Source organism: Allobosea sp. TBD101 (genome assembly GCF_059817965.1).
In genome coordinates this window covers 1,126,001-1,138,780 of sequence record NZ_CM187543.1, presented here as the reverse complement: position 1 = coordinate 1,138,780, position 12,780 = coordinate 1,126,001, and the positions used below count along the sequence as shown (strand labels likewise).

General features: G+C 67.5%; 11 protein-coding genes, 1 tRNA gene and 1 pseudogene. 8 read left to right on the top strand and 5 right to left on the bottom strand.

The genetic code is table 11. The features are described 5' to 3' along the window. Window positions 1-141: 141 nt before the first annotated feature. A complete protein-coding gene (locus AC6RIC_RS05345) occupies window positions 142-849 on the top strand; it encodes a TetR/AcrR family transcriptional regulator (protein WP_499736558.1) in 708 nt (235 codons plus the stop codon). Window positions 850-873: 24 nt separating this feature from the next. Here AC6RIC_RS05345 and AC6RIC_RS05340 read toward each other — a convergent pair. Next, a tRNA-Glu gene (locus AC6RIC_RS05340) sits at window positions 874-949 on the bottom strand. Window positions 950-1,295: 346 nt separating this feature from the next. Between AC6RIC_RS05340 and AC6RIC_RS05335 the strand changes: the two genes are divergently transcribed. From AC6RIC_RS05335 to AC6RIC_RS05315, 5 genes are all read left to right on the top strand, one after another. Then, complete coding sequence (locus AC6RIC_RS05335) at window positions 1,296-2,177, top strand: ComF family protein (RefSeq protein ID WP_499735400.1); 882 nt, start codon at window positions 1,296-1,298, stop codon at window positions 2,175-2,177. A gap of 28 nt (window positions 2,178-2,205) precedes the next feature. Next, the gene (gene grxC / locus AC6RIC_RS05330) at window positions 2,206-2,463 is read left to right on the top strand and encodes a glutaredoxin 3 (protein ID WP_454655293.1); all 258 of its coding nucleotides are present in this window, start codon (window positions 2,206-2,208) and stop codon (window positions 2,461-2,463) included. An 80-nt stretch (window positions 2,464-2,543) separates the two neighbouring features. Continuing rightward, complete coding sequence (locus AC6RIC_RS05325; protein WP_454655292.1) at window positions 2,544-3,020, top strand: DUF1178 family protein; 477 nt, start codon at window positions 2,544-2,546, stop codon at window positions 3,018-3,020. Between the two features lie 313 nt (window positions 3,021-3,333). Continuing rightward, window positions 3,334-4,251 (top strand): cell wall hydrolase, encoded by a 918-nt coding sequence (locus tag AC6RIC_RS05320; protein ID WP_499735399.1) that lies wholly within the window; start codon window positions 3,334-3,336, stop codon window positions 4,249-4,251. 124 nt (window positions 4,252-4,375) lie between these two features. Next, the gene (locus tag AC6RIC_RS05315) at window positions 4,376-6,361 is read left to right on the top strand and encodes a methylmalonyl-CoA mutase family protein (RefSeq protein WP_499735398.1); all 1,986 of its coding nucleotides are present in this window, start codon (window positions 4,376-4,378) and stop codon (window positions 6,359-6,361) included. Between the two features lie 167 nt (window positions 6,362-6,528). Here AC6RIC_RS05315 and AC6RIC_RS05310 read toward each other — a convergent pair whose 3' ends face one another. Further along, on the bottom strand, window positions 6,529-7,083 hold the full coding sequence (locus tag AC6RIC_RS05310) for a DnaJ domain-containing protein (protein ID WP_499735397.1): 555 nt from the start codon (window positions 7,081-7,083) through the stop codon (window positions 6,529-6,531). Between the two features lie 158 nt (window positions 7,084-7,241). Here AC6RIC_RS05310 and AC6RIC_RS05305 point away from each other — a divergent pair, with 158 nt between their 5' ends. Further along, on the top strand, window positions 7,242-7,514 hold the full coding sequence (locus AC6RIC_RS05305; protein WP_454655286.1) for a BolA family protein: 273 nt from the start codon (window positions 7,242-7,244) through the stop codon (window positions 7,512-7,514). 6 nt (window positions 7,515-7,520) lie between these two features. On the opposite strand, the pseudogene AC6RIC_RS05300 reads toward AC6RIC_RS05305, so the two are convergent. From AC6RIC_RS05300 to AC6RIC_RS05290, 3 genes and pseudogenes are all read right to left on the bottom strand, one after another. Next, window positions 7,521-8,723: pseudogene (locus tag AC6RIC_RS05300) on the bottom strand (MFS transporter); the annotation flags it as partial. 26 nt (window positions 8,724-8,749) lie between these two features. Beyond that, on the bottom strand, window positions 8,750-9,919 hold the full coding sequence (locus AC6RIC_RS05295; RefSeq protein ID WP_454655284.1) for an acetyl-CoA acetyltransferase: 1,170 nt from the start codon (window positions 9,917-9,919) through the stop codon (window positions 8,750-8,752). Between the two features lie 137 nt (window positions 9,920-10,056). Beyond that, window positions 10,057-10,962 (bottom strand): EamA family transporter, encoded by a 906-nt coding sequence (locus AC6RIC_RS05290; protein ID WP_499735396.1) that lies wholly within the window; start codon window positions 10,960-10,962, stop codon window positions 10,057-10,059. A gap of 215 nt (window positions 10,963-11,177) precedes the next feature. On the opposite strand from AC6RIC_RS05290, the gene AC6RIC_RS05285 reads away from it, so the two are divergent. Next, a complete protein-coding gene (locus AC6RIC_RS05285; RefSeq protein WP_499735395.1) occupies window positions 11,178-12,779 on the top strand; it encodes a D-alanyl-D-alanine carboxypeptidase family protein in 1,602 nt (533 codons plus the stop codon). Window position 12,780 lies beyond the last annotated feature (1 nt).

The following is a 12,780-nucleotide window of genomic DNA, read 5'->3' as shown; positions in this document are numbered from 1 at the left end:
TGGCTGCAATCGGGCTGGTCAAAATGACCAGACGGTCGCAAATTCGGGCGACCGATTCGGCGCGGCACGGTCCGAAACTGGAGCGCGATAGCACGCATGACCACATCCGGAGCTGGCGAGACCCGGCCGCGGCGGCGCAACATGCGTGCGACGGACAGGGAGCAGGCGATCCTGAGCGAGGCGATCCGCTTCTTCGCCGAGCATGGTTTCGAGGGCCAGACGCGCGAGCTCGCCAAACGCATGGGCATCACCCACTCGGCGATCTACCGGCATTTCCCAAGCAAGGAAGCACTGATCGAGCGCGTCTACGAGCATATCTATCTCAGCCGCTGGCAGCCCTCGTGGGCGCCGCTGATCTCGGACCGCTCACGCGCTCTGGAGGACCGGTTGACCCAGTTCTATCTCGAGTATGTCGAGCGCGTTTTCGATCATGACTGGGTCAGGATCTTCGTCTTCTCCGGGTTGCGCGCCTTCGACATCACAGGCCGGTATCTTGCTATCGTCAGGCGCGAGGTGATCGAGCCCGCATGCGCCGAACTGCGCCACGAACTCGGCCTGCCGGACGTGGCCCAGCTGCCTCTGGCCGAGCGCGAGACGGAAATGTTTTGGGGCCTGCACGGGCGCATTTTCTACGTTGCAATTCGCCGCTACGTCTATCAGACGCCCACGCCCGACGATCTCGACGAAATCGTCGCCGACGCCGTCCGCGGCTTCTTCGTCGGAGCGCGCCAAATTGCCTCGGAGATCAGCCGCCTCGAAGGGCAGACGGGGAACAATCGCCCCAAACCCAAACGTACGGATTTCCCCAAACCGGCAAAGACGCCGAAAATCAGGGATAAAAAACAATGACTTATGGAAAGAGCCTCGACGGCATGGCGCTCCCTAGGGGACTCGAACCCCTGTTTTCGCCGTGAGAGGGCGACGTCCTAGACCGCTAGACGAAGGGAGCAGCGCTGGCCGAGGGCGCCTATGTAGTCGGACAACCGCGCCGCCGCAACAGCTTTTTGCATCGTCCGCGCATAAAGATGCCAGACCGGCCTAAAAGCCTCCGAAAGGCCGTGCATAACCTCGCCCCCCAAAGACTGCCTGGTCCCCGAGGATATCGACGAACGCCGGCCGGCTCTGCCCCCCACACGCAGTGCGCGGATTTCGTCCAAAGATGAACGATCGCCATCGGAAAACGATATCCGATGGCAACATGCCCCAGGTTGCCCTTCGCCGCATGAAGCCTGATGCTGGCTCGCCCCTGGCCGGAGCAAGCTTGGCCGATGGCGGCGATCGGATAGCGGCGCACCATGGCGGAGTGGCGGATCGACATGCCGGACGACGAGGCCGAGCCCGGCCCCGGGCGCGCCTTGCCCGCGGCCGGGGCAGCCGGAGCCTCGCGATCCGCCGTGGCCTTCCTGCGTGAAACCGCGACACGCGCCCGCCTGACGCTCCGGGCCGGCCTGCGTGGATTGATCGGCATCGTCTATCCGCCGACATGCATCGCCTGCCAGGCTGCAACCGGTGAGGCGCAAGCCCTGTGCCCGGCTTGCTGGCGCGGCATCGGCTTCATCGAACGCCCCTATTGCGAGCGCCTCGGCACACCGTTTCCCGTCGATCTCGGCGCCGGCCTGCTCTCGCCGGCCGCGATCGCCGATCCACCGGTCTTCGCCCGGGCACGCGCCGTCTGCCGCTTCGACGGCACGGCGCGCGAACTCGTCCATCGCCTGAAATATGGCGACCGCGTCGAGCTTTCGCTGACGCTGGGCCGGATGATGGCGCAGGCCGGGCGCGAGCTTGCCGCCGAGGCCGACCTCATCGTGCCGGTTCCGCTGCACCGGACCCGGCTCTGGCGTCGGCGCTTCAACCAGGCTGCGGCGCTAGCCCGAACGGTCTCCCGGGAGACCGGATTGCCGCTCGTGACGACGGCCCTGACCCGGATCAGGCGGACGCGACAGCAGGTCGGGCTCACGCGTGCGCAGCGCGCCGACAATCTTCAAGGCGCGTTCCAGGTCTCCGCGGCCGCGCGCGGGCTGGTCGAAGGCCGGCGCGTCCTGCTCGTCGACGACGTGCTGACCACGGGCGCGACGGTCAATGCCGCCTCGCGCGCCCTGTTGCGGGCCGGCGCGAGCGCCGTCGACGTCCTGACTTTCGCACGGGTCGTGACGGATGGCCGGGAAGTCACTACATGAGTGACATCGCAAACAGAGACACATCCTCATGCCGCCGGTCACGATCTACACCACCTCCTGGTGCCCCTATTGCAAGGCCGCAAAGGCGCTGCTGACGCGCAAGAGCGTGGCCTTCACCGAGATCGATGTCGACGGCAAGCCGGAGCTGCGCCAGGCCATGACTGCCCGCGCCGGCGGGCGCACTTCGGTTCCGCAGATCTTCATCGGCGAGCGGCATGTCGGCGGCTCCGACGACATTCACGCCCTCGACGCCCGTGGCGAGCTCGACAAGCTCCTGGCAGCCTGAGGCGGAGCACTCCGCCCTGCCGCAGCCTCTTCCCTCTGACCCATTTGCCTTGGTGACCCCGCGCCACCATCTATGACGACATGATCCGTTACGCCCTCATCTGCGACAACGCCCACGAATTCGAGAGCTGGTTCGCCTCCTCGGCCGGCTTCGAAGATCAGGTGAGGCGCGGCTTCGTCACCTGCCCCATTTGCAACAGCGCGAAGGTCGAGCGCGCCGTCATGGCGCCCAATGTCGCGCGCACCGATCTCGGATCGAAGGCGCCGGAGCCCGCGGCGGAGGCTTCCGCTCCGGCGGCCGCGGCGCCTGCTCCGGTCGCATTGATGAGCGAGAAGGAAAAGGCCTTCCGCGAGATGGTGACCGCGCTGCACCGTCATGTCAGCGAGAATGCCGAGCATGTCGGCAAGCGCTTCGCCGATGAGGCCCTGAAGATCCATCACGGCGAGGCGGAAGAGCGCGCGATCTATGGCGAGGCGACGCCCGACGATGCCCGGATGCTCCATGAGGAAGGCGTCGATTTCCTGCCTCTGCCGCGCCTGCCGGGCTCGGGGAACTGACGCCCACCTTCATCGGTTCTGATCACAAAACCGCGCTCGCATCGACTTTCGCCGGTGCCGACATGACGGTTTTGTTAGCTCGCGCGAGGCCGCCCGGACGAAAATTTTCGGCGCGGCACCTTGGCCTTTTCCATTTTGGAACAAGGCGCTATCAGCCGGGCGTCTTCCTCGGGTAGGCGCGGTGAGGCCGTCTGCGCCCCCTCCCCCCTTCCGCCCCGGATGAACTTTCTGTTAAGGAATTCGCGGTTCCTTGCCGGCAATCCCGGTTTGCCGCCCTCGGCGATCACGGGTCCGGAACTCTGGAGGTTGCCGCATGAAGCGGACCGCGATCGCTGCGCATGGTCTTCGTTCCGGTGAGAAAATCCGGCATGGCAGCAAGGCGATCCCGCTTCTGATTGTGCTCGCGGCGCCTGTTCTCGGCGCCTGCAGCCTGTCCCCGGTCGAGACCGCCGCCACCTCCGCTGTCGCCGCTCCGGCCGCGAAGGAACCTGCCAGAGCCCGCAAACACGCCGTGGCGCTGGCCAAGGCCGATCCGCGCGAGAAGGAATGCCTCGTCCGCGCGATGTATTTCGAATCGAACCGGTCGAGCGAGTCCGGCCTGCTCGGCGTCGGCACCGTCGTGATGAACCGCGTCGAATCGGCGAAATATCCCGAGACGATCTGCGGCGTGGTCGGCGCACCCCGCCAGTTCGCCGCCGGCGTCCTGACCCGCCCGATGACCGACAAGGTCCTGCCGAAGGTCGAGGCCATCGCCGAGGATATCCTCAACGGCCGCCGCAACGAATCTGTCGGCGCCGCCAAGCATTTCCACATGGCCGGCCTGCGCTTCGGCTACAACAACATGCATTACGTGACGGTGGCGGGCGGCAACGCCTTCTATGTGAGGGGCGAGCGTCCCGAGCGCCGCCGCATCGAGGAGCCGACGATCCAACTCGCCTCGGCCTCCACCGCCGCCATCCCGCTCACGACCGTGTCTTCGTCGGCAACGACGGCGACCTCCTTCGCCTCGGCACCGCTCGCCTTCGCGCCCGAGATGCCCGCGCCGCAGCGGCCGGCGCTCGAGAGCCCGATCGCCACGCTGATCAAGAACGCACCGCTGCCGCCTGGTCGGCCGCTTGATCTCGACCTGCCCAAGGCTCCCTTGCGCGCCTTCGTCGCCCCGCCGAAGGACGACCGCCGCGTGGCGCTGCTGCAGGCCTCCGATATCCGTGGCAGCCTGCCCTCGCGGTAAGCGTCGGCCCTTCGGGGCCTTACCCGCATCGTCAGCCTAACGTCGCACGGGACATCGCCGAAGCTCTGGCGTTATCTTCGCCGCAGTGCAACATTCAGATTGCTCTGCAATATGGGGAGACGCCATGACCGCGACGGACAAGGGCGGCCGGGAAACGGCCCAGCGCGACAAGCCGTGGATCTTCCGCACCTATGCGGGCCATTCCGACGCGGCCGAATCCAACCGGCTCTACCGGACCAATCTTGCCAAGGGCCAGACGGGCCTGTCCGTCGCCTTCGACCTGCCGACCCAGACCGGCTACGACCCCGACCACGTCCTGGCGCGCGGCGAGGTCGGCAAGGTCGGCGTGCCGATTTCCCATCTCGGCGACATGCGGGCGCTGTTCGACCAGATCCCGCTGGCGCAGATGAACACCTCGATGACGATCAACGCGACGGCGGCCTGGCTGCTCTCGCTCTATATCGCCGTCGCCGACGAGCAGGGCGCCGATCGCAAGCTCCTGCAGGGCACGACCCAGAACGACCTCGTCAAGGAATACCTGTCGCGCGGCACCTATGTCTTCCCGCCGCGCCCCTCGATGCAGCTCACCACCGATATCGTCGTGTTCACGGCAAATGAATTGCCGAAATGGAATCCGACCAACGTCTGTTCCTACCACCTGCAGGAGGCCGGGGCCTCGCCGGTGCAGGAGCTCTCCTTCGCGCTGGCAACCGCGATCGCCCTGCTTGATTCGATCCGCGCCCGGCCGGAGGTCTCGGCGGAGGAATTCCCCGGCACGGTCGGCCGCATCTCGTTCTTCGTGAATGCCGGGATGCGCTTCGTGACCGAGCTCTGCAAGATGCGGGCTTTCGTCGAGCTCTGGGACGAGATCACGCTCGGTAGGTATGGCATCGCCGATGAGGCGATGCGGCGTTTCCGCTATGGCGTGCAGGTCAATTCGCTGGGACTGACCGAGCCGCAGCCGGAGAACAATGTCTACCGCATCCTGATCGAGATGCTGGCGGTCACGCTCTCCAAGAAGGCCCGCGCGCGCGCCGTGCAGCTGCCCGCCTGGAACGAGGCGCTGGGTCTCCCTCGCCCCTTCGACCAGCAATGGTCGCTGCGCATGCAGCAGGTGCTGGCCTATGAGACCGATCTGCTCGAATTCGGCGACATCTTCGACGGCTCGACAGTGATCGATGCCAAGGTGCACGAGCTCAAGGCCGCCGCGCTGGAGGAGCTCGCCAGGATCGACGACATGGGCGGCGCGCTCGCCGCCGTCGAGAGCGGCTACATGAAGATGGCGCTGGTCGAGAACGGCGCGCGACGCATCGAGGCGATCGAGCGCGGCGAGCAGGTCGTCGTCGGCGTCAACAAGTTCACCAATAGCGAGCCCTCCCCGCTCTCGGCCGGCGACGGCGCCGTCGTGACCGTGCCGGATTCGGTCGAGACCGAAGCGATCGCCCGGCTCAAGGCCTGGCGCTCCGCCCGCGATGCCAAGGCGGCCGAGGCGGCGCTCACCGAGCTCGCGGCCAGCGCCCGCGAGAACCGCAACGTCATGCCGGCCTCGATCGCCTGCGCCAAGGCGGGCGTCACCACCGGCGAGTGGGCGCAGACCCTGCGCGAGATTTTTGGCGAATACCGTGCCCCCACCGGCGTCGATACGACGAAGCTCGGTGATGCCACTGGTCTCGCCACGGCGAAGGCGGCCGTCGAGAGGGCGACCGAGCGCTTGGGCCGCGCGCCGCGCTTCCTCGTCGGCAAGCCCGGCCTCGACGGCCATTCCAACGGCGCCGAGCAGATCGCCGTTCGCGCCCGCGATGCCGGGATGAGCGTCAGCTATGGCGGCATCCGCCAGACGCCGGAGGAGATCGTCAGCGAGGCTCGCGAGCAGCAGGCCGACATCATCGGGCTCTCGATCCTCTCCGGCTCGCATCTGCCGCTGGTGCGCGACGTCACGGCGCGGCTGCGGGTCGCCGGCATGGATGTTCCCGTGGTGGTCGGCGGCATCATCCCACCCGATGACGAAAACGCGCTCCGCAACATGGGCGTCGCGCGGGTCTATACGCCCAAGGATTTCGCACTGGACGGCATCATCGCCGATGTCGCTGGGTTGGCGGCGAAGGGGTAGCGCTCCAAAAGGGGCAGCTGTCATCCCGCACGCGCTGCGGCGCGGAGTGCCGCTGCGCAGATGCGGGACCGTCATCAGGTAAGGCGCCCTCTCGTCACGCGGTCCCGTGTCTGCGTCGCAGCACTACGTGCCGCAACGCGCACGGGAAGACACCTTCCGAGACGCCCTCAGACCATCCCCACGCTCTTCAGCTGCTGATACGCCTTCAGGATCTCCTGAAGCGTACCCTCGCGCGAGCGGTCGCCGCCATTGGCGTCTGGATGGAAGCGCTTCACCAGTTCCTTGTAACGCGCCTTGATCGCGACGGAATCGGCGGTGTCGTCGAGGCCGAGTGTTTCCAGCGCCTTGCGCGCCACGATGCCGACGCGCGATTCGGGCTGGGCCGCCTGCTGCTTGTTGCGGGCGCCGAACAGGTTGAAGGCGTCGTGCATGTCGGCGCTGGCCTCGCCGTTCGCCCTGCGGCCGCGCTGCGACATCCGCGCCGCCTTGGAATTGACGCCGAGCTTCCAGGTCGGCCGATGGCCGATCTCTTCCTGCTTCGCGTAGGCGGCCAGCGCATCGTCGTCCATGCCGGCGAAATAATTGTAGGTCGCGTTATAGGCCTTCACATGCTCCATGCAGAACAGGAAGAACTGGCCCTCGCGGCCGCGCCCCTTCGGCGCACGGAACTCTCCCGTGCGCGCGCAGCCCGGATGGCTGCAACGCGGCGCATCGCTTTCCACGGGCGCTTCCGCCTCGGAAGCTCCGATCCTGATGCTGTCGAAAAGGCGCGAGTTGATGTTCATCGTCGACGGGTTATGAAACGCAGGGCTCAGGGCGGCAAGTGCGATGCAGCGCATCGCCGAACCGACAGAACAATCATGGCAACGGTGGCGCGATCATGACCGCAATCAGTGAAAGAATCACGCACAAGCTGACCGCGGCCTTTGCGCCACAGGCGCTCAGGGTCATCGATGAATCGCACCAGCATCAGGGCCATGGCGGCTGGCGCGAGGGCGGCGAGACTCATTTCAGGGTCGATATCGTGTCGGAAGCCTTCGTCGGCAAGAGCCGGCTGGAACGCCACCGCCTCGTCAACGCGGCTCTGGCACAGGAACTGGCCGACCGCGTCCACGCCCTGGCGATCGCGGCAAAGGCTCCGGGTGAGGCGTAAATCCCTCTAGCGCTTCGGCCGGGCCGGCGACAGCGCGTAGATCGCGACCGAGGCCAGCAGCAGCGCGGCGAAGGCCCAGTGCAGGTTGGCGAAGGTCTTGGCCGCATCGAGCCCGGCGGCACGCTGCTCGGCGATGAACCAGCCGGAGGCCGACTGAACCGCCGCCGCCCCGGCGATGAAGAGGAAGTTCACGAAGGTCATGCCGCGCCCGATCAGATGCTCGGGGAAGAACTGCCGCGCATGCGCCATCAGGATGGCGTAGGTGAAGCCCGCCGCACCGACGAGCGAGAACAGTGCGACCGCCGTCACATGCGATTGCTGCCCGCTCAGCGCCAGCGCGACGAAGCCGAGCACCGTCAGCAGCGTCCCCCAGGTGACGATCGCCTTGGCCCGGCCGGTCCGGCTTTCGAGCCAGCCATAGACGAAGGCGCCGGCGATCATCGCAGCCGCCATGATCGAGGCCGCATGGCCGGCCGCGACCGGATCGAAGCCATGGACCTGCGTCATGAACGGCCCGATCCAGAGCCCGCGCGCCGTGGCGACGATGGCATAGCCCGTGATGGTCAGGGGTGCGATCAGCCAGAGCGGCTTCAGGGCGAGAATGCTGGCGAGCCCCTGCAGCAGCCCCTCGTCGGGCGTGGCGGAAGCCGGTCGCGGCGGCGGGTCGCGCACCAGCGCCACTGCCAGCACGGTCGCGACGAGGAAGCCCACCGCCATCGCCATCATCGCGCCGCGCCAGCCGAAATGTCCGGCGGCGATGGCGAGTGGCGCGGCGCCCGCGATATTGCCGAGCGAGCCCAGCGCGATGAAGAGCGAGGTGAGCAGACCGAAGCGCTCCGGCGCGGCATTGCGCGCGAACAGGAACAGCGAGGACATGAACACCGGCGAGCAGCCGATGCCGATCAGCGCCATCGCGAAACCGGCGGTCGCGGCACTGCCGGCCTGTGTCAGCAGGAAGGCGCCGACGGTGCCAATCGCCATCGCGAAGGCTACGGTCCGGCGCGGCCCGAGCCGGTCCAGCGCCCAGCCGACCGGAAACTGCGCCAGCGCGAAGGCGATGAACCAGGCCGCACCCAGCAGGCCGAAGGCGGCCGGTCCGATGCCGAGATCGGCCATGACAGGCCCGGCGATCACGCTCAGGAAGGAGCGGTAGAAGATCGAAAGGACATAGGCCGGCAGCAGCGCAATGAAGACGATCACGTCGGGAGTTCCGCTTCTGCCGGCCGGTAGGCGGCTTACTTGATGCGCTCGAGCACGGAGACGTAGTTGGCGACCGCCGCTCCGCCCATGTTGAAGATGCCGCCAAGGCGCGGGCTGTCGAGCTGCATGCCCTCCGGTGCCTCGCCGGTGAGCTGCATGGCCGAGAGCACATGCATGGAGACGCCGGTCGCGCCGATCGGATGACCCTTGGCCTTGAGGCCGCCGGAGACGTTGACCGGCAGCTTGCCGTCCTTCTGCGTCCAGCCTTCCTTGATGGCCCGCGCCCCGTCGCCTTCCTTGGTCAGGCCCATCGCCTCGTATTCGATCAGCTCGGCAACGGTGAAGCAGTCATGCGTCTCGACGAAGGAGAGATCGTCGAGCGTGACGCCGGCATTGGCCAGCGCCTTCTTCCAGGCCAGCGCGCCGCCCTCGAATTTCAGGATGTCGCGCTTCGACATCGGCAGGAAATCCTGGACATGGGCCATGCCGCGGAAGCCGACGGCGCGGCGCATGCGCAGCGCCGTCTCCTCGTCGGCCAGCACCAGCGCGGCGGCGCCGTCCGAGACCAGCGAGCAGTCGGTCCGCTTCAGCGGGCCGGCGACATAGGGGTTCTTCTCGCTCTCCTCGCGGCAGAAGGCATAGCCGAGATCCTTGCGCATCTGCGCATAGGGGTTGGCGACGCCGTTCTTGTGGTTCTTCGCTGCGATCATCGCGAGCGCATCGGACTGGTCGCCATGACGCTGGAAATAAGCGGCCGCGATCTTGCCGAAGACGCCGGCGAAGCCGCCCTGAACCTCGCTGTCCTCCGGAAGGTAGGAAGCCTTGAGCAGGTTCTTGCCGATCTCGGGGCCAGGCGTCTTGGTCATCTGCTCGACGCCGACGACGAGCACGACCTTGGCGTCACCCGCCTTGATCGCGCGCACGCCCTGATGCACCGCGGCCGAGCCGGTGGCGCAGGCGTTTTCGACGCGGGTGGTCGGCTTGAAGCGCAGCGCCGGATCGGCCTGCAGCACCAGCGATGCCGTGAAGTCCTGGGCGGAGAAGCCGGCGTTGTAATGGCCGAGCACGATCTCGTCGACATCGTCGGCGGTGATGCCGGCATCGACAAGGGCCTCGACCGCCACCCGCACGATCAGGCTTTCGACGGTCTCGGCATCCTGCTTGCCGAACGGTGTATGGGCCCAGCCAACGATCGCAGCGCTCATGGCGAAATCTCCCTTACTGTGCAGTTACACGTTATTTTGTCAGCCCGGAGCCATCGGGCAAGCCGGTATCCGCGCATGGTGGCCGTGCACGGATCGGCTGGCGGGCTTCTGCCTCCAGAACTAGCCGGCCCGCCCGCTCATCGCAACGCCAGCGAGAGCAGCAGCCCGACCCCGCCGACGATCATCGCCATGCCCAGCATCTCGCGCCGACTGGTACCCTCGGCGAACAGCTTGCGCGAGGCGATCTGCGCCAGCGGCACCTCGATCAGCGCCAGCGTGCGGACATTGGCCGCCGTCGTCAGCGAGAAGCCGATGAACCAGAACTGCGAGGCAGCCGCGCCGAGAAAGCCGGCCGAGAGCGAGCGGCGCCAGCTCTTAAGACTGAGGACGAGCGCCTGCCGGTCGGCGGCGAGCATATAGATGACCAGCAGAAGCGTCTGGAGCCCGAGGCCGAGCACGAGAATGGTCGAGGCACGGATCAGGAATGAGCCCTCCGGCAGGGCCTGGATGCCGCCACGGAAGCCGATTGCCGACAACGCGAAGAAGGCGCCGGAGACGATGCCGAACACCGCCGGCCGCAGGCCGGCCCGGGTCAGCTTCTCGCCGGGCTTCCACGACACGACGATCACGCCTGCCGTCGCGATGGCGATCGCCAGGAACTTCATCGGCGTCAGCGCGTCGCCGAGCAGCAAGGCTCCGAACAGCGCGACCTGCACCGGCTCGGTCTTGGTATAGGCTGTGGTCACTGCGAAGGAGCGCTCGCGCATCGCCGCCAACATCAGCGCGGTGGCCGCGATCTGCGTCAGCGCGCCCCAGAGCGTGTAGCCGAGCGAAGCCATGCCGATCTCTGGCGGCAGGCGTTGCAGCCCGAGGCAGGCCAGCGCCAGGAACAACATGGCGAAGGGCAGGCCGAAGAGGAAGCGCACCTGCGTCGCGCCGACCACGCCGATGATGTCGGTCAGCGAGCGCTGCGCCAGATTGCGCGCGGTCTGCAGGAGCGAGGCGGCGATGGTCGCCGGTATCCAGAGAAGGCCGAAAGCCACGCGACAAAGCCTCGGAAAAGCTGAAGAACGTTCCGCTTGTGGACCGGCTGCCGCAGCTAGGCAAATCGCTCCGCAAGGGGTAGGTATGCATTCACGGGCGGGCGATTGTTGCGGCCGTCTCGAAATTGCCGCATGCGTCGCGTTGAACCCTGCGCCGTCGCTACCCGCAAGACGCTACCCGCCCGCTTCGAGCAAGACAGGTTCAGACCCGCCCGATGATCGCTTCCCGCCTCGCAGCCGCCCTCGCCCTCGGCGCCGTCCTGACGGGGCCGGCCCATGCCGGAACGAGCCTCGTCGTCGACGCCTCCAGCGGCGCCGTGCTCTCGAGCGAGAATGCGAACCAGGCCTGGCGCCCGGCCTCCACGACCAAGATGATGACGATCTATCTCGCGCTGAAGGCGGTGCGGGAAGGACGGCTCAGCCTTGAGACGGCGATTCCGGTCTCTAAGCTCGCCGCGAGCCAGCCGCGCGTGAAAGTTTATGCAAGGCCGGGCCAGGAGATCACGCTCGACAACGCCCTGCGCATCATGATGGTGAAATCGGCCAACGACATCGCCTATGTCGTGGCCGAGGGCGTCGGCGGCGATGTCCCGACCTTCGTCGCCATGATGAATGCGGAGGCGCAGCGCCTCGGCATGCGCGACACCCGCTTCGCCAATCCCAATGGCTGGGACCATCCCGACCAGCAGACCAGCGCCCGCGATCTCGCCGTACTCGCCATGGCGCTGATGCATGATTTCTCGCAGTACTCCGATTACTGGGGCACCTCGGCCGTGCAGCTCGGCAAGCAGGTGATGCAAAACACCAACGGACTGGTCGGGCGCTATTCCGGCGTCAGTGGCATGAAGACGGGCTTCACCTGCGCCTCCGGCTTCAACGTCGTCGCTACCGCAAGCCGCGGCGGGCGCACGCTGATCGCCGTCGTGCTCGGTTCGACCTCGGGCACCGACCGGACGGTGAGAGCAGCCCAGCTCCTCGACGAGGGCTTTGCCGCCTGGGGCGGCACCGGCTACAGCGTCGCCTCGATGCCGCCGAGCGGCACCCGCGCGCCCAATATCTGCGACGATGTCCGCCGTCGCGGCGGCGGCGTCGCTCTCGCGGATGATGCCGACATTTCCGGCCCGATCGCAGCCGGCATGTCCACCGGCGACGCCAATTCCCCCGATGGCGGGCGCTTCGCGATCTTCAACGCCCAGTCCGCCCCGCAATCGTCCGGCTCCGTCGCAACCCGCTCGCCGCGCGGGCGTGTCGTGCTCGGCCCTCGCGCCGAGGCCGTTCCGATGCAGGTCTCCTTCGGCCGTAGCTCCGGCTCGGCCTCGGCCCCGCTCGCGGCCAACGCCACGGCGCAGCCGAGTTCGCGCGTCGCGCGCGGCACCCCGACCATCGAGCCGGAAGCCCCGGTCGCCGCCGGCCTCGTCGTGCCCTCGACCCGCCGCACCGCCTCGAACAATGGCGCGATCCCGCGCGGCGCCACCGCCTTCGCGCCGGCGAGCGCGCCGGTCCAGCCCTCGACCGAGGCCTTCGAGGGTGGCCCGCTGCGCCTCCAGGGCTCGGTGCAGTCCGGTGCGGCCAATGCCGCGAGCCTGCGCCCGGGCGCAGCCGCAGGTATCAAACCAGCCACGCGCACTGCGAAGCCCGAGAAGGCCCAGGCCGCCAAGGTCCAACCGGCAAAGACCCAGCCGGCGAAGGCGCAGCCGCTCAAGACCCCGCCGGCTCGTACCCTGCCGGCGAAGCCCAAGCCATCCCAGGCTGCCGTGAAGCCGCCGGCGGCGAAGCCCGCTGCCGGAGCCAAGGCCAAGCCCGCCAACGACGCCTGAG